We start from the raw sequence: 20,450 nt of genomic DNA, 5'->3' as shown, positions 1-20,450 counted from the left end.
TCCGGACTTTTGGTTGAAGGTTTGAAGACGGTGCGAGAGGAAAATCGAGCGCCGAACGCTCACGCAACCGGCGACGCAAATGCCTCCGGAAATCAGCCGCGCAGATCGTCCGGCGACGCGTGGGATGCCGAAGCGCAAGATAACAATATCGTTCCGCTCACGCGGGATCAGGCACAGAAGCTGTTTGGGCCCGAGGTGAGTCGTCCATCGCGTGTCACGCCGTTTAAGGTCGTGGCAGCGCAAATGGTTTTGTCCCTGGGTGCGACGCTGTTGTGGTGGCTGTTTTACAAGCCGCCGGGCGACGCTGCGCTGTCAGCATTTCTCGGGGGAGCAATTTGCTGGGTGCCGAGCGCTTTGTTCGCCGCGCGCCTGAGAGCAAAAAGCGGCGCGGAGACGATCATGAGCTGGATGATCGGCGAGGCGCTCAAGATGGGCGCGACGATCGCCATGTTCGTGGCGGTCGCGTACTGGTACAAGAGTGCGTTGTGGTTGCCGCTGCTCGTGACGTACATCGTCGCCCTGAAGACTTACTGGGTTGCAATGGCGCTGCGGTGACGATTCTTGACGTCCCAGGTAAGTGCCTTCAGCACGAGTTGCAAGTAGCATCACAGATGAACAGGTGCGGACCATGCTCCGCACTCGGGCCTCTCGACCCGAAGCCGCAACGCGAAGCGGCGGCTCGGAAGCGACAGGTGACGAAAGATTTTTGACAATTTGGGTGGCTTTAACGATATGGCAGCTAGCGAAGGAACGCACGCTCTGGATCCGTCCGAGTACATTGCGCACCACTTGCAGAATCTTTCCACGCACGCACAGGCGTCGATCTTCGACATCCATGTCTGGAATCTCGACACGCTTTTCTGGTCGATCGTGTGCGGTCTCGTGACCATCATCATTCTCGGTCTTGCCGCGCGCAAGGCGACCTCCGGTGTTCCCGGCCGGTTCCAGTGCGCGATCGAAATGTTGGTCGAAATGGTCGAAGATCAGTCGAAGTCGATGATTCACGGCAGCCGCCGCTTCATCGCTCCGCTCGCACTGACCGTGTTCGTCTGGGTCGCCCTGATGAACTCGCTCGACTTCATCCCCGTTGATTTGCCGGGCCGCGTCATCGGCTGGCTCGGGCTGTCGGAAGCGCTGCCGCATCATCGCATCGTGCCGACGGCTGACCTGAACGGCACCATCGGCATCGCGCTCGGCGTGTTCGTGCTGATGATCTACTACAACTTCAAGATCAAGGGCGCCGGCGGTTTCGTGCATGAACTGCTGTCCGCTCCGTTCGGCGCGCATCCGCTCTTGTGGATTCCGAACCTCGCGCTGAACATCATCGAGTTCGTCGCCAAGACGGTTTCGCTCGGCATGCGGCTTTTCGGCAACATGTACGCCGGCGAACTGCTGTTCCTGCTGATCGCCCTTCTGGGCAGCATGTGGACGTTCGGTGCGGACGCTTCTGTGCTCGGCTTTATCGGCCACGTGGTCGCGGGCACGGTTTGGGCGATCTTCCACATTCTGATCGTGCTGTTGCAGGCGTTCATTTTCATGATGCTGACGCTGGTGTACATCGGCCAGGCACATGACTCACACTGACGCGTTGCGGCACGTTCCGGAATCGTTCAGGTTTTAGGTTTTCGTTTTTTATAAATCCAGTTCCAAAGTCTTTAATCAAAGGAGTGATCATGCAAGCTTTCATCGCCAACATCCAGGGTCTGACCGCCATCGGTATCGGCATCATCATCGGCCTGGGTGCAATCGGCGCCTGTATCGGTATCGGTCTGATGGGCGGCAAGTACATTGAAGCGTGCGCCCGCCAGCCGGAACTGATGAACCCGCTGCAGACCAAGATGTTCCTGCTGGCTGGTCTGATCGACGCGGCGTTCCTGATCGGCGTTGGTGTGGCAATGCTGTTTGCGTTCGCGAACCCGCTGCTCTCGAAGCTCGCAGGCTGAGGTTCCTCGGAACTGTGCGTCTGACTTTTAAAGACGCCTGAACGGAACGAGTGAGGCGCTGATCGAGCTCAACAAGCCGATGAGCGCCTTTTAACCGTTTCACCTCCGATCAAGCAACGTTTAAGGAAACACCGTGAATCTCAACGCAACCCTGTTTGCGCAAATGGTCGTGTTTCTGATCCTCGCGTGGTTCACGATGAAGTTCGTGTGGCCGCCGTTGATCAACGCCCTCGACGAGCGCTCGAAGAAGATTGCCGACGGCCTCGCCGCCGCCGACAAGGGCAAAGCGGAACTCGAAGCAGCGCACAAGCGCGTCGACCAGGAACTCGCGCAAGCGCGCACCGATGGCCAGCAACGCATTGCCGACGCCGAAAAGCGCGCAGCCGCAGTCGCAGAAGAAATCAAGGCCAACGCTCAAGCCGAAGCCGCGCGCATCGTCGCGCAAGCCAAGGCGGACGCGGACCAGCAAGTCGTGAAGGCGCGTGAAACGCTGCGTGCCGAAGTCGCGGCGCTGGCCGTCAAGGGCGCCGAGCAAATTCTGAAACGCGAAGTCGATCAGAAAGCTCACGCCGATCTGCTGAATCAACTCAAAACCGAGCTCTGATCATGGCCGAACTTGCAACCATCGCTCGTCCTTACGCAGAAGCGCTGTTCCGCGTGGCCGAAACCGGCGATCTCGCGGGCTGGTCCACCTTCGTCGAGGAGCTGGCACAGGTTGCGCGTCTGCCCGAAGTGGAATCGGTCGCTTCGAGCCCGAAGGTGAGCCGACAGCAGATCGTCGATCTCCTGCTCGCCGCAGTGAACTCGCCGCTGGCTCTCGGCAACGCTCAGGCGAAGAATTTCGTCGGCATGCTGGTCGAGAACCATCGTTTGTCGCTGCTGCCGGAAATCGCCGTCCAGTTCGACGAACTGAAGAACGCCCGTGAAGGTGCTGCCGATGCTCACATCGTGAGCGCGTTCCCCCTCGAAGGCGAACAGTTGAACGACCTCGTTACAAGCCTCGAACGCAAGTTCCAGCGCAAGCTGAAGCCGATCGTCGAAATCGATCAGTCGCTGATCGGCGGCGTTCGCGTGACGGTTGGCGACGAAGTGCTCGATACCTCGGTCCGCGCGCGCCTCGCCAGCATGCAGACGGCTCTGACCGCTTAGGCGATCAACCCGTGTCTCATAGCTGGCACGCAACAGAATTGACTATCAGGAGCGAATAATGCAACTCAATCCCTCTGAGATCAGCGAGCTGATCAAGAGCCGGATCCAGGGCCTTGAAGCGAGCGCGGATGTTCGCAACCAGGGCACCGTGATCTCCGTGACCGACGGTATCGTGCGCATCCACGGCCTGTCGGACGTGATGCAGGGCGAAATGCTCGAATTTCCGGGCAACACCTTCGGCCTCGCGCTGAACCTCGAACGTGACTCGGTCGGCGCCGTTATTCTCGGTGAATACGAGCACATCTCGGAAGGCGACATCGTCAAGACGACGGGCCGTATTCTCGAGGTGCCGGTGGGTCCGGAACTCATCGGCCGCGTGGTCGATACGCTCGGCAACCCGATCGACGGCAAGGGCCCGGTCAACGCGAAGGCAACGGACGCAATCGAAAAGATCGCTCCGGGCGTGATCTGGCGTAAGTCGGTGTCGCAGCCGGTGCAAACGGGTCTGAAGTCGATCGACTCGATGGTGCCGATCGGCCGTGGCCAGCGCGAGCTGATCATCGGCGACCGTCAGTGCGGCAAGACCGCGGTGGCTGTCGACGCGATCATCAACCAGAAAGGCAAGGACCTCATCTGTATCTACGTCGCGATCGGCCAGAAGGCTTCGTCGATCATGAACGTGGTGCGCAAGCTCGAAGAAACCGGCGCGATGGCGTACACCATCGTCGTTGCTGCTTCGGCTTCGGAATCGGCCGCGATGCAATACCTCGCGCCATACGCCGGCTGCACGATGGGCGAATACTTCCGCGATCGCGGCCAGGACGCGCTAATCGTTTATGACGACTTGACCAAGCAAGCGTGGGCATATCGCCAGATCTCGCTGCTGCTGCGTCGTCCGCCGGGCCGCGAAGCCTATCCGGGTGATGTGTTCTATCTGCACTCGCGTCTGCTCGAGCGCGCTGCGCGCGTCTCGGAAGAGTACGTCGAGAAGTTCACCAACGGCGAAGTCAAGGGCAAGAGCGGCTCGCTGACGGCATTGCCCGTCATCGAAACGCAAGCCGGCGACGTGACCGCGTTTGTTCCGACGAACGTGATCTCGATTACCGACGGTCAGATCTTCCTCGAAACCGACCTGTTCAACGCCGGTATCCGCCCCGCAATCAACGCGGGCGTGTCGGTGTCGCGCGTCGGTGGTGCGGCTCAGACCAAGGTCATCAAGAAGCTGTCGGGCGGTATCCGTACCGACCTCGCGCAGTACCGTGAACTGGCTGCGTTCGCGCAGTTCGCATCGGACCTCGACGAAGCCACCCGCAAGCAGCTCGAGCGCGGCCGCCGCGTGACGGAACTGTTGAAGCAGCCGCAGTATCAGCCGCTGCAGGTGTGGGAACTGGCTGTCGCGCTGTTCGCAGCCAACAACGGCTATCTGGACGATCTCGAAGTCTCGCAAGTTCTGCCGTTCGAAAAGGGCATGCGCGAATTCCTGAAGACCAGCCACGGCGATCTGATTAAGCGCATCGAAGACAATAAAGACTTGTCGAAGGACGACGAAGGCGCACTGCATGCCGCGCTGAAGGACTTCAAGAAGTCGGGCGCTTATTGATCGGGACTGAGGAGCAACGCGCGATGTCTTCGAACATCGCGCGGCTTCGATCAAGGAGTAAGCAATGGCTGGAATGAAGGAAATTCGCGGCAAGATCAAGAGCGTGCAAAACACGCGCAAGATCACCAAAGCGATGGAAATGGTCGCCGCATCCAAGATGCGCCGCGCCCAGGAGCGTATGCGTTCCGCCCGTCCGTATGCCGACAAGGTCCGCGCGATCGCATCGCACATGAGCAAGGCGAACCCGGAGTATCGCCACCCGTTCATGGTCGAGAACAAGGGCGCGAAGACGGCTGGCCTGATCCTCGTCTCGACCGACAAGGGTCTTTGCGGCGGCATGAACACGAACATCCTGCGTGCGTCGCTGAACAAGATCAAAGAACTCGATCAGGGCGGTGTCAAGATCGAAGCTTCGGCGATCGGCGGCAAGGGTCTCGGGTTCCTGAATCGCCTGAAGGCCAATGTCGTGTCGCAAGTCACGCAACTGGGCGATACGCCGCATCTGGAAAAGCTCATCGGCGCGGTCAAGGTGCAGCTCGACCTGTATTCGGAAGGCAAGATCAACGCGGTGTACCTGGCGTACACGCGCTTCATCAACACGATGAAGCAGGAAGCGGTGATCGAGCAACTGCTGCCGTTGTGCGTGGATGATCTCGACGCGAAGGGCGAAGACGGCGACACGCCGAAGACCTCGTGGGACTACATCTACGAGCCGGACGCGCAAACCGTGGTGGACGAGTTGCTCGTGCGCTACGTCGAAGCGCTCGTGTATCAGGCGGTCGCGGAAAACATGGCGTCGGAGCAGTCGGCACGCATGGTCGCGATGAAAGCCGCGTCGGACAACGCGAAGACCGTGATCAACGAACTGCAGCTCGTCTACAACAAGAGCCGCCAGGCCGCGATTACGAAAGAATTGTCGGAAATCGTCGGCGGCGCCGCAGCGGTCTGATTTTGCTGACCGCTTGAAAGAACACAGTATCTAAAGGAAATGCGATGAGTACTACTGCTTTGGTAGAAGGCAAGATCGTACAGTGCATCGGCGCCGTTATCGACGTGGAATTCCCGCGTGCGCAAATGCCGAAGATCTACGACGCGCTCATTCTGGAAGGCACCGAACTGACGCTCGAAGTCCAGCAGCAGCTGGGCGACGGCGTGGTGCGCACCATCTGTCTGGGTGCATCCGACGGTCTGCGCCGCGGCACGATGGTCAAGAACACGGGCAAGCCCATCAGCGTGCCGGTCGGCAAGCCGACGCTGGGCCGCATCATGGACGTGCTCGGCCGTCCGATCGACGAAGCGGGTCCGATCGACTCGACCACGCTGCGCTCGATTCACCAGCAAGCACCGGCGTTCGACGAGCTGTCGCCGTCGACCGAACTGCTCGAAACCGGCATCAAGGTTATCGACCTGATCTGCCCGTTCGCAAAGGGCGGCAAGGTCGGTCTGTTCGGCGGTGCAGGCGTGGGCAAAACCGTGAACATGATGGAACTCATCAACAACATCGCTAAGGAACACGGCGGTTACTCCGTGTTCGCGGGTGTGGGTGAGCGTACCCGTGAAGGGAACGACTTCTATCACGAAATGAAGGACTCGAACGTTCTCGACAAGGTCGCGCTGGTGTACGGCCAGATGAACGAGCCGCCGGGCAACCGTCTGCGCGTTGCGCTGACCGGTCTGACGATGGCCGAGCACTTCCGTGACGAAGGCCTCGACGTTCTCTTCTTCGTCGACAACATCTATCGTTTCACGCTGGCGGGTACGGAAGTATCCGCTCTGCTCGGCCGCATGCCTTCGGCCGTGGGCTATCAGCCGACGCTCGCTGAAGAAATGGGCAAGCTGCAAGAGCGCATCACGTCGACCAAGACCGGCTCGATCACGTCGGTTCAGGCCGTGTACGTTCCTGCGGATGACTTGACCGACCCGTCGCCGGCTACGACCTTCGGCCACCTGGACGCAACGGTCGTGTTGTCGCGTGACATCGCATCGCTCGGTATTTATCCGGCAGTTGACCCGCTCGATTCGACCTCGCGTCAGATCGACCCGAACGTGATCGGCGAAGAGCATTACTCGATCACGCGCGGTGTGCAGCAAACGCTGCAGCGCTACAAGGAACTGCGCGACATTATCGCGATTCTGGGCATGGACGAACTGTCGCCGGAAGACAAGCTGTCGGTCGCGCGCGCGCGTAAGATTCAGCGTTTCCTGTCGCAGCCGTTCCACGTTGCAGAAGTGTTCACGGGCTCGCCGGGCAAGTACGTGCCGCTGAAGGAAACCATCCGCGGCTTCAAGATGATCGTCGAAGGTGAATGCGATCATCTGCCGGAGCAGGCGTTCTACATGGTCGGCACCATCGACGAAGCCTTCGAAAAGGCCAAGAAGATCCAGTAAAGGTCGGGTGTATCGATGCGGACGTCGGCCGGCAAGCCGACGTTCACCCATACACTGCCTCAGGAGTCGACATAAATGGCAACCATCAAGGTAGACGTCGTCAGCGCGGAAGAGCAGATCTTCTCGGGCCAGGCGAAGTTCGTCGCGCTGCCGGGCGAAGCGGGTGAGTTGGGCATTCTGCCCGGCCACACGCCGCTCATCACGCGCATTCGTCCGGGCGCGGTGCGCATCGAGGCGGAAGACGGCTCGGAAGAGTTCGTGTTCGTTGCAGGCGGGATTCTCGAAATCCAGCCGGGCCTCGTGACCGTACTCGCCGATACGGCGATCCGCGGCGCCGATCTCGACGAAGCGAAGGCCGAGCAGGCGAGGAAGCGTGCCGAGGAAGCGATTCAGAACAACACCTCGGAACTTGAATATGCGACCGCGCAAGCGGAACTCGCATATGCGACGGCTCAGCTCGCGGCGATCCAGCGTCTGCGCAAGGCGCACGCCAAGCATTAAGCGTGACGCGCCAAGCGGCGTTCAGCAGTTCAAGGAAAGCAGCCTTCGGGCTGCTTTTTTTATGCTCCAAATCGGCAAATCGCGCGGGCATAAGTGCATATCGGTTATGTGTCCCGCCGCAGGTTCTTCATAACTCGTTGATTCGGCTGAGCTTTGATTGACTGTCTCAGGGCAGCGTTGCGGGGAAACACTCAATGCCCGCGCGCGTCTTTGCGATGCACAATAGCCTCCAATTAGCCTTCATCGGGCGGCGACTCAAATTGGCGGAGACCATCGATGGCAACTGAACCGACGCAGGCCGGCGCGCAGATCGAACCGCGCGACGGCATTTCTTATGTTCGCGGCGCGACGGACATTCCCCTGAGCGACGCGACCGTCGCGCGCTTTCTCCTCGAAACCGCGGGCCGCTTTCCTGATCGGCTTGCGGTGGTCTTTCGCGAGCAAAACATCCGCTGGACGTGGCGCGAGTTCGCAAACGAGGTCGATGTCCTTGCGAGCGGGCTGCTCGCGCTGGGCATTCAGGCGGGCGATCGCGTTGGCATCTGGTCGCCGAATCGCGTCGAATGGCTGCTCACGCAATTCGCCACCGCGCGCATGGGCGCGGTGCTGGTCAACATCAATCCGGCGTACCGACTGGCCGAGCTCGAATACGCGCTGCACAAGGTCGGCTGCAAGGCGATCATCGCGGCGGAACAGTTCAAGTCATCGAAATATCTGGAGATGCTGCAGGCGCTCGCGCCCGAACTCGCGGACGCTGCGCCGAATGCGCTCGACGCCGCAAAGCTGCCGGCACTGCGTGCTGTTATCCGCATGGGCGACAACAAAACGCCCGGCATGCTCAACTTCGACGATGTGATGCGTACGGGCCGCGACCAACTCGACACGTCGAAGCTCGACGCGCTCGAAGCGAAGCTGGGTCCGGACGACGCGATCAACATCCAGTTCACGAGCGGCACGACCGGCAACCCGAAGGGCGCGACGCTCACGCATCGGAACATCGTCAACAACGCGCGCTATATCGCGATGGCGATGCGGCTTACCGAGCAGGATTCGCTGTGTATCCCGGTGCCGCTCTATCACTGCTTCGGCATGGTGCTGGCGGTGCTCGCATGCGTGTCGACCGGCTGCACGATGGTCTTCCCAGGCGAGGCGTTCGATCCCGGCGCCACCCTCACCGCCGTCCACGAGGAAAAATGCACCGCGCTGCACGGTGTACCGACGATGTTCATCGCCGAACTCGATCACCCTGACTTCACGAAGTACGACCTGAGCCGCCTGCGCACCGGCATCATGGCAGGCTCGCCGTGCCCGATCGAAACGATGAAGCGGGTCGTTTCGAAGATGCATTTGAGCGAGATCACGATCGCCTATGGCATGACCGAGACGAGCCCGGTGTCGTTCCAGAGCTCCACGACTGATCCGCTCGACAAACGCACGACGACCGTCGGACGCATCCAGCCGCATCTCGAGGTGAAGATCGTCGATGCGCTGGGCAACATCGTGCCCGTGGGCGAGACTGGCGAGCTCTGCACGCGCGGTTACTCGGTGATGAAAGGCTACTGGGACGACGATGCCAAGACGCGCGAGGCGATCGTCGACGGCTGGATGCATACTGGCGACCTCGCGACGCTCGACGAAGAAGGCTACTGCAACATCGTCGGCCGTCTCAAGGACATGCTGATTCGCGGCGGCGAGAACATCTATCCGCGCGAGATCGAGGAATTCCTGTTCCGCCATCCGAAGGTCCAATCGGTGCAGGTGTTCGGCGTGCCGGATCAGAAGTACGGCGAGGAAGTGTGCGCGTGGATCGTGGTGCGCCCCGGCGAGCAGGCAAGCGAGGAGGAGATCCGCGACTTCTGCAAGGGGCAGATCGCCCATTACAAGATACCGCGCTATATCCGCTTCGTCGACGAATTGCCGATGACTGTCACGGGCAAAGCGCAGAAGTTCGTGATGCGCGCACGGATGATCGACGAACTGAAGCTCGCTGAGGCCAAAACGGCCTGAAGCGCGCCGCAATCGAAATCACCACAACGACGAAGGGAGCGCCGCAGCGCTCCCTTCTGTCATTGGATCAAACGTTCGAGCTCTGAGGTTCTCGAAGAACGCAAACGTTTGTCCGGGCGAAAAAAAAGCGGGCCTGGAGCCCGCTAAAAACCACACGCTACGGGGTTAGCGCGAGGAGACCACACTAGGGATATTTCGAATGGATTACATTCGAATAACGATCCCAACACCGATGCCCCAATTTGAGAGCTGGCCCACAGCCACCTATCAGACCGCCCGGCTTTCGCACAGCGCAGCCCAATACATCCGTGTTGAAACCGTTTGAACAGATTGTGGGCGAATTGATTAGGCGTCGCCGTAACAAAGTGTTTCAGGTTGTAACCCCCGTCGGATAAGGCGCGCAGGAAATTTTCGCGCGCGATTCTCCTGATTTTCAAGGATATATTGTCTGTTATTCGGATCGTTTATCCGATCGGCCCGATCTTGCCGATAAATGCCGATTTTAGGACCAGCGCAATATTTTGCGTTTTCCGCGAAAATCGAACGTGCGGCCGCATGAAATCGATGCGCATGCGCCCGTAAACCATCATCGAACAAGAAATCCCATGGAGACGCGCATGACGATCGACGCAGCCTTGCTCCGCTACTACCGCGCTGTGGACGAGGCATTTCCGCCTTTGACGCCCGGTGCGGACGCGCAGGCGGTACGAGACCGCTTCAGCAATATTGCCAAAGCTTACGCCCGAGAACGCGACAACGACGTGACTGCGGAAGATATCGAAATCGCTCTCGAAGGGCGCCTGCTCGTCGCGCGGGTCTGCAAGCCGAAGGCCGTGCGCGGTCCGCTGCCGCTCATCGTGTACTTTCACGGCGGCGGCTGGGTGGTCGGCGGCCTCGACACCCACGATGGGCTCGTCGCACGGCTCGCGCTGGATTCGCAATGCGCAGTGGCGAGCGTCGACTACCGGCTCGCGCCGGAGCACCCGTTTCCCGCGCCGTGCGAGGACGCGCTCGACGCGCTGATCTGGCTGGCGGAGCATCGCTCTCGGCTCGGTTTCGCGACCGACCGGCTGGCCGTCGGCGGTGACAGTGCGGGCGCGCATCTGGCGGTCGTCGCGGCGCGCGGCGCGAACGAACGCGTGGCCGGCCTCGTCGGCCTTCAGTTGCTGCTCTATCCAGTGATGCGGCGTCAGTTCGAAAGTCCCAGTTGCATTGCCAATGCGAACGGTCCCGGCCTCACGAACGATGAAATGAAGTGGTACTGGACTCAATTTCTCTCGGGCGAGGCGCCAGAAGAGCACGACGTGCGCGCGTTCCCGCTCTCCGAGCCGTTCGAGCGCACGCCAGCGCCCGCGCTGATTGTCGCGGCGGCCTACGATCCGCTCTACGACGACGCCTTTGAACTCAAGCGCTTCCTGGAAGCCAACGGAGGCCGCGTCGAGATGATCGACGCGCGCGACATGACGCACGGATTCGCGCGCATGCATGCCCAGTCGGAAGCGGCGCTCGGCTGGCTGGGCAAGATCGGCGCGCGCACGGGCGAACTCGTGCGCGCCGAGCGTTGAGCGTTACTTCAACCATTTGTCATACACGGCCTGAAACTCGCCCGACGAACGGGCGAGATGCAGCCACTGATCGACATATTGCTGAAATGGCACGTCGCCGCGCGGCAGCAGATACGCCTTTTCGCCGAACTGGAACGGCTTGTCCGGATGCACCGAGCACAGACCGGGATTGAGCTTCTGCTGGAGCAGCGTTTCAGATGCGTCCGTGACCATCACGTCGGCTTTGCCTTCGAGGATCTGCTTGAAGATCGTCACGTTGTCCGGGTACTCGATCAACTGCGAGTGGGGAAAGAACTGCTTCGCGAAGCGCTCGTTCGTGCCGCCCGGATTGACGATCGTGCGCACGTTCGGCTGATCGATCTGCGCGACGGTCTGGTACTTGTCGACATCGTCGCAACGGACAATCGGCGTTTTGCCGTCTTCCATGTACGGCGCCGTGAAGAACGCGCGCTTCTGCCGCTCGAGCGTGGTCGAGACGCCCCCTACGGCGATATCGCACTTGGCGACGAAATCGTTCATCAGATTCGACCAGGACGTTTTCACGTACTCGGCCTTCGCGCCGAGCGACTTCGAGAGGCTCTCCGCCAGATCGATGTCGATCCCCTCGAATTGCCCGTCCGGGCGCAGGAAAGAGTACGGCTTGTAGTCGCCCGTCGTGCAGACGCGCAGCGTGTGACGCGCGAGGATTTCGTCGAGCCGGGAGGCCGCCGTGACGGGGGCGGGCGCGGCGGGCTTCGCGCCCGCCACGGTGCCGGCCTGAATGGTTTGAGCGTGCGCGACGCTCGTGAGCGCGACCGACAGTGCGAGTGCAGAGGCGGCAAGACTGACAGACGTGCGTTGCATCGATTCTCCTGGTTCTAGTTGTATGGTCCGTCGATGATACCGATGCCTTCGTTCTCCGGACACTCGTCCGAAAGGCATAGGCCGCGCTGCATGAGACATTCCGAATTGCCGGTCTCAGTCGGAGAACGCCTGGCCGGTCCGGTAGAATGAACGATTCTTTGCCTTCAGCATCGAGCGACGTGGCACACACTCTTCTGAACGACACCTTCCTGCGCGCGCTCCTGCGCCAGCCGACCGACTACACGCCGATCTGGCTGATGCGCCAGGCGGGGCGTTATCTGCCGGAGTACAACGCGACGCGCGCCCGCGCGGGCAGTTTTCTCGGCCTCGCGAAGAATCCCGATTACGCGACCGAAGTGACGCTTCAGCCGCTCGAACGCTTTCCGCTCGACGCCGCAATTCTCTTCTCCGACATTCTCACCGTCCCCGACGCGATGGGCCTCGGCCTGAACTTCGTGCAGGGCGAAGGTCCGCGTTTCGAGCGCACGGTGCGCACCGAGGACGACGTGAAGCGCCTCGCCGTGCCGGACATCGGCGGGACGCTGTCCTACGTCACCGATGCCGTGAGCCAGATCCGCCGCGCGCTCACCGATGCGCAAGGCCGCCAAAAGGTGCCGCTGATCGGCTTCTCCGGAAGCCCGTGGACGCTCGCTTGCTACATGGTCGAAGGTGGCGGATCGGACGATCATCGCACGGTCAAATCGATGGCTTATGCGCGTCCAGACTTGATGCACCGCATCCTCGATGTGAACGCACAAGCCGTGACGGCGTACCTGAACGCGCAGATCGAAGCGGGCGCGCAGGCCGTGATGATCTTCGACACCTGGGGCGGTGCGCTCGCGGATGGCGCGTATCAGCGCTTCTCGCTCGACTACATCGCGAAGGTGGTCGCCGGTCTGAAGCGCGAGCAAGAAGGCGTGCGCGTGCCCGTCATCACGTTCACGAAGGGCGGTGGATTGTGGATCGAAGAAATCGCCGCGACGGGTGTCGATGCCGTCGGGCTCGACTGGACCATGAATCTCGGCAAGGCGCGGGAAAAAGTCGGAACGCGCGTGGCGCTGCAAGGGAACATCGATCCGAACGTGCTCTTCGCGCCGCCTGCGGCCATCCGCACCGAAGCGCGTGCCGTGCTCGAGAGCTTCGGAAACTTTCCGGGCCACGTTTTCAATTTGGGCCACGGAATCTCGCAATTCACGCCGCCGGAGAACGTCGCGGAGCTCGTCGACGAGGTGCATCGTCACAGCCGCGAAATGCGCACGCGACAGACACCGCACTAAAAGGGCGTAGCAAAACCGGCGCCGCGACTTATGCTGCGGCGCAGCGTCCATGTGTCGGGGTAAGTAATCAGGGGCTGGAGCATCTCGCTCGGATCGCCCACCTCGGGCGGCGTTCCCCGATGTCAAGACTGACTTATGCACATTTTGTTCGCTGCGGCGCGCCATCAGACGTATGGCCCCCGGCAGCCAATAACATGTCTCTATGTATGCTTTAAGCTCATGATTTTTAAGGAATTCGGAGAGCTTTGCCCGAAATGTGGGCTAACGCACATAAGGCTTTCGTGACATTGTTTGCGGCGCCATCGAATGCACTTCTCAACAAAGTTATCCACAGGCCTGTGGAAAGCATCGGAAATCCAAAAATAATCGACGGTTTACAGGCGATTCTGATGTTTCACTTTAACTTCTCCCCGCTGGCGCACGTTGCAGTGTCAAACCGCCGTAGGCGGGGTCGCGCACGGTGACCGGCCTGTACGTGCGCGTCGCGGTCGATCAGCCTATGCCCGGGCTGTTCGACTACCGCTATGCGCTGCCGGATGCGCCTGTCGTCGGCATGCTGGTGCAGGTGCCATTCGGGCGACGCGAGGTCGTCGGGCTGATCTGCGAAATCGCCGATTCGAGTGACGTGCCTGTCGTGAAACTGCGCGCGGTTACCGCAATCTGTGACGGTTGCGCGCCGCTTTCCGACGCGTGGATCGCGCTCGCCAGCTTCGCCGCCGATTACTATCAGCGCGGTCTGGGCGAAGTCGCGCTGCCGGCGCTGCCTCAGGCGTTGCGGGATGCCTCGCGCTGGAACCGACTTTTCGCCGCGGAGCCGCGCTATCGGCTTTTGCCGGAGGGGCGCGCGCAACTTCCCGACGCGCTGCCCGCGCGCGCCAGCGCCCTGCGCCGTCTGGCCGATGCGCTCGCCGAACAGCCATCGCTGGGCCTGTCCGACGCCCGCGCGCTGCATCCGAAAGCAAGCGTGACTTTCGACGATTGGCTCGTGCGCGGCTGGATCGAGACGGCGACGGCGCAGACCGATGACACCGTCGACGATGCGCAAGCGCTCCCGACCGGCGCCGCGCCGCTGCCGGTTCTGACCGACGAGCAACGCGATGCCGTCGATGCGATCTCCGGCGCACGAAGCTTCGCGCCCTTCTTGCTCCACGGCGTGACGGGCAGCGGCAAGACCGAGGTCTACCTGCACGCGCTCGCCGTATTACTCGCGGCGCGGCCGGACGCGCAAGCGCTCGTCCTCGTCCCGGAAATCAACCTGACGCCGCAGTTCGAAGCCGCGTTCCGCGCGCGGTTCGCGGCGCTCGCGGACGGTTCGATCGTCACGATGCACAGCGGCCTTGCAGAAGGCGAGCGTGCGCGCAACTGGCTGGCGGCGCACACGGGTAGCGCGCGCATCGTGCTCGGCACGCGCCTCGCGATTCTCGCGTCGATGCCGAAGCTCGCGTTCATCGTCGTCGACGAAGAGCACGATCCCGCTTACAAGCAGCAGGAAGGCTTGCGCTACTCGGCGCGCGATCTGGCGATCTATCGCGCGAAGCAGCTCGACATCCCCGTCGTGCTCGGCTCGGCGACGCCGTCGCTCGAAACCTGGTGGCAGGCCGAGCAGGGCCGCTACACACGGCTCACGCTCACGCGCCGGGCCGTCGCCGAAGCGGCATTACCGGCCGTGAAGCTCATCGACCTCGAAGAGGAAAGACGGCGCGGCCGCGCATCGGTCGACGGACTGGCGGGCCCGCTCATCGCCGCCCTGAAAACGCGCGTCGAGCGCGGCGAACAGAGTCTCGTGTTTCTGAATCGACGCGGCTATGCGCCGATTCTGTCGTGCGACGCCTGCGGATGGGTTGCGGGCTGTCCGCGCTGCAGCGCCTACGCTGTGCTGCACAAGCCGGAGCGCGCGCTGCGCTGCCATCACTGCGGTTGGGAATCGCGCATTCCGAAGTCGTGTCCGGACTGCGGCAACATCGACATCGCGCCGATGGGCCGCGGCACGCAGCGCGTCGAGGAAACGCTCGCGAGCGTGGTGCCGGGCGCGCGCGTGCTTCGCATCGACGCCGACAGCACGCGCCGCAAAGGCAGTGCGCAAGCGCTTTTCTCCGACGTTCATGCAGGCGAGGTCGATATTCTCGTCGGCACGCAGATGATCGCGAAGGGCCACGACTTCCGGCGCGTGACGCTCGTCGGCGTGCTCAACGCCGACACCGCGCTCTTCTCGCACGACTTTCGCGCGAGCGAGCGGCTCTTCGCTCAACTGACGCAGGTGAGCGGCCGGGCGGGACGGGCGGGCTTGCCGGGCGAAGTGATGATTCAGACGCGCTATCCGCGTCACGCGCTCTATCAGGCGCTATCGCGGCAGGATTACGTGGGTTTCGCCAACTCGACGCTGGCCGAGCGGCGCGACGCGCGACTGCCGCCGTTCGTCTATCAGGCGATGTTGCGTGCCGAAGGCCGCACGCTCGAAGCGGCGCTCAAGTTTCTGGAGGACGCGGCGGCGGCGTTCGCGCCTTTGCCCGGCGCCGAACGCGTGACCGTCTACGATGCGGTGCCGCTCACCATCGTGAAAGTGTTCAATGTCCACCGCGCGCAACTGCTGCTGGAAAGTGCGTCGCGGGCCGCCCTGCAAACGTCGTTGCGCGCGTGGCAACCGGCGCTGCGCTCGCTCAAGGGCGTACTGCGCTGGAACGTCGAGGTCGACCCGCTGGACGTTTGATCCGCGGCTCGACCGGCTTTTCAGACTTCGGCGCGGGAAACGTCGCCGGCTGCGCGGCCGCCCTGATCGGAAGCATCACCGGATCGATGCACATGCGGCGACGCGCCCCGCACGAACAATACGACGCAGACTGCGAACATCGCCCAAACGCTGGCTACCACCACCCAAGTGCTCATGCTCGTTGCTCCCCGAGACCGCGGTGCCTTGATCGACCGCGAATGCCGCGCCGTGCTCGGCGCATTGCGTTTATATCGGCGGCGCCGGGGGATTTACTTAGGGGTTGTCCCAAAAATATCGGATTAGGGAAACTACTAGGCAACAACCGCCAGACACCGGCCGGCGGTGCATCGTCCAGAGCCTTGTGCCATAAGGGTTTCATTGTGGTGCAACCCTAGCGAAAATCTCGGTTGCACCTTTTAAATCAGCGGAGTACGATTCGCCAACTTTTTAGTCATGGCCGGGTTCTGCACGACCGGCAAACGAAGGAAATATGGCGAGCACAACCCTAGGCGTCAAAGTCGACGATCTGCTGCGTTCCCGGCTCAAAGACGCCGCGACGCGCCTCGAGCGCACTCCTCACTGGCTGATCAAGCAGGCGATCTTCGCGTATCTGGAGCGTATCGAGCACGGCCAGCTCCCGCCGGAGCTGTCGGGTGCGAACGGTGCGTCCGAAATGGCCGATGCCGCACCCGTCGACGGCGACGAAGAAGGCGCGCCGCATCCCTTCCTCGACTTTGCGCAGAACGTGCAGCCGCAATCCGTGCTGCGCGCGGCGATCACGGCCGCGTATCGCAGGCCGGAGCCGGAGTGCGTGCCGTTTCTGATCGGCCAGGCGCGCCTGCCCGCGAACGTCGCTGCCGAAACGGAAAAGCTCGCGACGAAGCTCGTCGAAGCGCTGCGGGCGAAAAGCTCGGGCGGCGGCGTGGAAGGGCTGATCCACGAGTTCTCGCTGTCGAGCCAGGAAGGCGTCGCGCTGATGTGTCTCGCCGAAGCGCTCCTGCGCATTCCCGACCGCGCCACGCGCGACGCGCTGATTCGCGACAAGATCAGCAAGGGCGACTGGAGATCGCACATGGGCCAGGCGCCGTCGCTGTTCGTGAACGCGGCGACGTGGGGCTTGATGATCACCGGCAAGCTCGTGACGACGAACAGCGAAGCAGGCCTGTCCTCCGCGCTGACGCGTCTCATCGGCAAGGGCGGCGAGCCGCTGATCCGCAAGGGCGTCGACATGGCGATGCGCCTGATGGGCGAACAGTTCGTCACCGGCGAGACCATTTCCGAAGCGCTCGCGAACAGCCGCAAGTACGAGGCGCGCGGTTTCCGCTATTCCTACGACATGCTCGGCGAAGCCGCGACGACCGAGGAAGACGCGCAACGCTACTACGCGTCCTACGAGCAGGCGATTCACGCGATCGGCAAGGCTGCGGGCGGGCGCGGCATCTACGAAGGCCCGGGAATTTCGATCAAGCTGTCCGCGCTGCATCCGCGCTACTCGCGCGCGCAGCAGGAACGCACGATGAACGAGCTGCTTCCGCGCGTGCGGTCGCTCGCGCAACTGGCGCGGCGTTACGACATTGGTTTGAACATCGACGCCGAAGAAGCCGATCGCCTCGAAATCTCGCTCGATCTGCTCGAAGCGCTGTGCTTCGATCCTGAACTGGCCGGCTGGAACGGTATCGGTTTCGTGGTGCAGGGGTATCAGAAGCGCTGCCCGTTCGTGATCGACTATCTGATCGATCTCGCGCGCCGCAGCCGTCATCGTTTGATGATTCGCCTCGTCAAAGGCGCGTACTGGGATACGGAAATCAAGCGCGCGCAAGTCGATGGCCTCGAAGGCTATCCGGTCTACACGCGCAAGATCTACACGGACATCTCGTATCTCGCGTGCGCGAAGAAGCTGCTCGGTGCGCCGGATGCCGTTTATCCGCAATTCGCGACGCACAACGCGTTCACGCTGTCGGCGATCTATCACCTCGCGGGACAGAACTACTATCCCGGCCAGTACGAGTTCCAGTGCCTGCACGGCATGGGCGAGCCGCTCTACGAAGAAGTCACCGGCCGCGACAAGCTCAACCGCCCGTGCCGCGTGTATGCGCCGGTCGGCACGCACGAGACGCTGCTCGCGTATCTCGTGCGGCGTTTGCTGGAAAACGGCGCGAACACGTCGTTCGTGAACCGCATCGCCGATGAATCCATTCCGGTGAAGGAACTCGTGCGCGATCCGATCGACGAAGCGCAGCAGATCACGCCGCTCGGCGCGCCGCACGCGAAGATTCCGCTGCCGCGTCAGTTGTACGGCAACGAGCGCTTCAACTCGATGGGCCTCGATCTCTCGAACGAGCATCGTCTGGCGTCGCTGTCGTCGGCGTTGCTGGCGAGCGCGCATCATCCGTGGCGCGCGGAACCGATGCTCGAAGGCGGCACCATCATCGAGAACGGCATGCCGGCGCGCGACGTGCGCAATCCGTCGGATCTGCGCGATCTCGTCGGCACGGTCGTGGAGGCATCGCCGGAACAGGTGAGCGCCGCGATCGCTAACGCGGTGGCCGCCGCGCCGATCTGGCAGGCCACCCCCGTCGAAGATCGCGCCGATTGCCTCGCACGCGCCGCGGACCTGCTCGAAGCGCAGATGCACACGCTGATGGGCCTCGTCGTGCGCGAAGCGGGCAAGTCCTTGCCGAACGCCATCGCCGAGATTCGCGAGGCCATCGATTTCCTGCGTTACTACGCGTCGCAAATTCGCGCCGAGTTCTCGAACGATACGCATCGTCCGCTCGGTCCGGTTGTGTGTATCAGCCCGTGGAACTTCCCGCTCGCGATCTTCATGGGCCAGGTCGCCGCCGCGCTCGCGGCCGGCAATCCGGTGCTCGCGAAGCCCGCCGAGCAAACGCCGCTGATCGCCGCGCAAGCCGTGCGCATCCTGCGCGAAGCGGGCGTGCCCGCCGGCGCGGTGCAACTGCTGCCGGGCAATGGCGAAACGGTCGGCGCGGCGCTGGTAGCCGACCCGCGCACGCGCGCCGTCATGTTCACCGGCTCGACGGAAGTCGCGCGCCTCATCAACAAGACGCTGTCCGAGCGCCTCGACCCGGACGGCCGTCCGATTCCGCTGATCGCCGAAACCGGCGGCCAGAATGCGATGATCGTCGATTCGTCGGCGCTCGCGGAGCAGGTGGTCGCGGACGTGCTGCAGTCGTCGTTCGACTCGGCCGGGCAGCGCTGCTCCGCACTGCGCGTGCTGTGCCTGCAGGACGATGTCGCCGATCGCACGCTCGAAATGCTGACGGGCGCGATGAATCAGCTTGCGGTCGGCAATCCGGATCGCCTGTCGACGGACGTCGGTCCCGTGATCGACGCCGACGCGAAGAGCGGCATCGACGCGCACATCGCCGGCATGCGCGACAAGGGCCGCAACGTCACGCAGCTGCCACTGCCCGACAACTGCGCGCAGGGCACGTTCGTGCCGCCGACGCTCATCGAACTGGACAGCATCGACGAACTGAAACGCGAAGTGTTCGGCCCGGTGCTGCATGTGGTGCGTTACCGCCGTTCGAACCTTGATAAACTCCTCGACCAAATTCGCTCGACGGGTTATGGCCTCACGCTCGGCATCCATACGCGTATCGACGAAACCATCGCGCATGTGATCGCGCGGGCGCATGTGGGCAACATCTATGTGAACCGGAACGTGATCGGCGCGGTGGTCGGCGTTCAGCCGTTCGGCGGCGAAGGTCTGTCGGGCACGGGCCCGAAGGCGGGCGGCGCGCTGTACTTGCAGCGCCTGCTGGCGAAGCGTCCGACCGGTCTGCCGAAGTCGCTCGCGAGCACGCTCGTCGTCGATCAGGCTGCATCGAAGGACACGCCCGCCGCGGCGCTCACCGCGTTGCGCGACTGGGCGATCGGCGAACGCGATCCGCAGACGGCCGCACGCTGCGACGGCTATCTGCAACACGTGATGGCCGGCGCGACGGCGGTTCTGAACGGCCCGACGGGCGAGCGCAACACCTACACGCTCGGCGCGCGCGGCACGGTGCTGTGCGTGGCCGCGACGGCGAGTGGCGCGCGCGCTCAACTGGCCGCCGCGCTCGCGACGGGCAACAAGGCGTTGTTCTCGGGCTCGGCGGGTGAGCAACTGGTGGCGTCGCTGCCGGCGTCGCTCAAGCCGTTCGCTTTCGTGAAGAAGGCGGGCGATGCCGCCGCCGACTTCGACGCCGTTTTGTTCGAAGGCGACAGCGATGAATTGCTGGCGCTCGTGAAAGAAGTCGCGAAGCGCCCGGGACCGATCGTATCGGTGCAGGGCGTGGCTGCGGGAGCGTTCGCCGACGCTGGCCACGACGGCGAGGACTACGCGCTCGAACGTCTGCTGACGGAACGCTCGGTGAGCGTGAACACGGCGGCGGCGGGCGGTAATGCGAATTTGATGACGATCGGTTGAGACACCCCTCGAGCGCTCGATTCAAACGAATTCAAACA

The 20,450-nt window shown here is 62.6% G+C and carries 15 protein-coding genes; 14 read left to right on the top strand and 1 reads right to left on the bottom strand.

Annotation, left to right across the window (positions count from 1 at the left end; translation table 11 throughout):
* Positions 1-21: 21 nt before the first annotated feature.
* From NCS58_RS00290 to NCS58_RS00240, 11 genes are all read left to right on the top strand, one after another.
* On the top strand, positions 22-555 hold the full coding sequence (locus NCS58_RS00290; protein WP_061116591.1) for an ATP synthase subunit I: 534 nt from the start codon (positions 22-24) through the stop codon (positions 553-555).
* Positions 556-732: 177 nt separating this feature from the next.
* The gene (atpB, locus tag NCS58_RS00285; protein WP_061116590.1) at positions 733-1,584 is read left to right on the top strand and encodes a F0F1 ATP synthase subunit A; all 852 of its coding nucleotides are present in this window, start codon (positions 733-735) and stop codon (positions 1,582-1,584) included.
* An 89-nt stretch (positions 1,585-1,673) separates the two neighbouring features.
* Positions 1,674-1,943, top strand: coding sequence for a F0F1 ATP synthase subunit C (gene atpE, locus NCS58_RS00280; RefSeq protein ID WP_007180033.1), 270 nt, complete (start codon positions 1,674-1,676; stop codon positions 1,941-1,943).
* 133 nt (positions 1,944-2,076) lie between these two features.
* Positions 2,077-2,547, top strand: a complete 471-nt coding sequence (locus NCS58_RS00275; protein WP_061116589.1) for a F0F1 ATP synthase subunit B — start codon at positions 2,077-2,079, stop codon at positions 2,545-2,547.
* A gap of 2 nt (positions 2,548-2,549) precedes the next feature.
* Positions 2,550-3,092: a F0F1 ATP synthase subunit delta gene (locus tag NCS58_RS00270; protein ID WP_250537574.1), complete on the top strand. Its 543-nt coding sequence runs from the start codon at positions 2,550-2,552 to the stop codon at positions 3,090-3,092.
* Between the two features lie 58 nt (positions 3,093-3,150).
* Positions 3,151-4,692, top strand: a complete 1,542-nt coding sequence (gene atpA, locus NCS58_RS00265) for a F0F1 ATP synthase subunit alpha (protein WP_250537573.1) — start codon at positions 3,151-3,153, stop codon at positions 4,690-4,692.
* A 64-nt stretch (positions 4,693-4,756) separates the two neighbouring features.
* On the top strand, positions 4,757-5,641 hold the full coding sequence (gene atpG, locus NCS58_RS00260) for a F0F1 ATP synthase subunit gamma (RefSeq protein ID WP_250537572.1): 885 nt from the start codon (positions 4,757-4,759) through the stop codon (positions 5,639-5,641).
* Positions 5,642-5,685: 44 nt separating this feature from the next.
* On the top strand, positions 5,686-7,080 hold the full coding sequence (gene atpD, locus NCS58_RS00255; protein WP_250537571.1) for a F0F1 ATP synthase subunit beta: 1,395 nt from the start codon (positions 5,686-5,688) through the stop codon (positions 7,078-7,080).
* Between the two features lie 75 nt (positions 7,081-7,155).
* The gene (locus NCS58_RS00250; protein WP_061116584.1) at positions 7,156-7,581 is read left to right on the top strand and encodes a F0F1 ATP synthase subunit epsilon; all 426 of its coding nucleotides are present in this window, start codon (positions 7,156-7,158) and stop codon (positions 7,579-7,581) included.
* 276 nt (positions 7,582-7,857) lie between these two features.
* Complete coding sequence (locus NCS58_RS00245; protein WP_250537570.1) at positions 7,858-9,588, top strand: AMP-binding protein; 1,731 nt, start codon at positions 7,858-7,860, stop codon at positions 9,586-9,588.
* A gap of 617 nt (positions 9,589-10,205) precedes the next feature.
* On the top strand, positions 10,206-11,153 hold the full coding sequence (locus NCS58_RS00240; RefSeq protein WP_250537569.1) for an alpha/beta hydrolase: 948 nt from the start codon (positions 10,206-10,208) through the stop codon (positions 11,151-11,153).
* A gap of 3 nt (positions 11,154-11,156) precedes the next feature.
* Here NCS58_RS00240 and NCS58_RS00235 read toward each other — a convergent pair whose 3' ends face one another.
* On the bottom strand, positions 11,157-11,996 hold the full coding sequence (locus tag NCS58_RS00235) for a transporter substrate-binding domain-containing protein (RefSeq protein ID WP_061116582.1): 840 nt from the start codon (positions 11,994-11,996) through the stop codon (positions 11,157-11,159).
* Positions 11,997-12,175: 179 nt separating this feature from the next.
* Between NCS58_RS00235 and hemE the strand changes: the two genes are divergently transcribed.
* The 3 genes from hemE to putA all read left to right on the top strand — a co-directional run bounded on the left by hemE (position 12,176) and on the right by putA (position 20,412).
* Positions 12,176-13,273: a uroporphyrinogen decarboxylase gene (gene hemE / locus NCS58_RS00230; RefSeq protein WP_250537568.1), complete on the top strand. Its 1,098-nt coding sequence runs from the start codon at positions 12,176-12,178 to the stop codon at positions 13,271-13,273.
* A 460-nt stretch (positions 13,274-13,733) separates the two neighbouring features.
* The gene (locus NCS58_RS00225; protein WP_250537567.1) at positions 13,734-15,980 is read left to right on the top strand and encodes a primosomal protein N'; all 2,247 of its coding nucleotides are present in this window, start codon (positions 13,734-13,736) and stop codon (positions 15,978-15,980) included.
* 490 nt (positions 15,981-16,470) lie between these two features.
* The gene (gene putA / locus NCS58_RS00220) at positions 16,471-20,412 is read left to right on the top strand and encodes a trifunctional transcriptional regulator/proline dehydrogenase/L-glutamate gamma-semialdehyde dehydrogenase (protein ID WP_061116579.1); all 3,942 of its coding nucleotides are present in this window, start codon (positions 16,471-16,473) and stop codon (positions 20,410-20,412) included.
* Positions 20,413-20,450: the final 38 nt, after the last annotated feature.

This window comes from Caballeronia sp. INML3B (assembly GCF_023631305.1).
Taxonomy (GTDB): Bacteria; Pseudomonadota; Gammaproteobacteria; order Burkholderiales; family Burkholderiaceae; genus Caballeronia; species Caballeronia turbans.
Note: the sequence above shows the minus strand (reverse complement) of the source record. Positions and strands in the feature narration are given on the sequence as shown.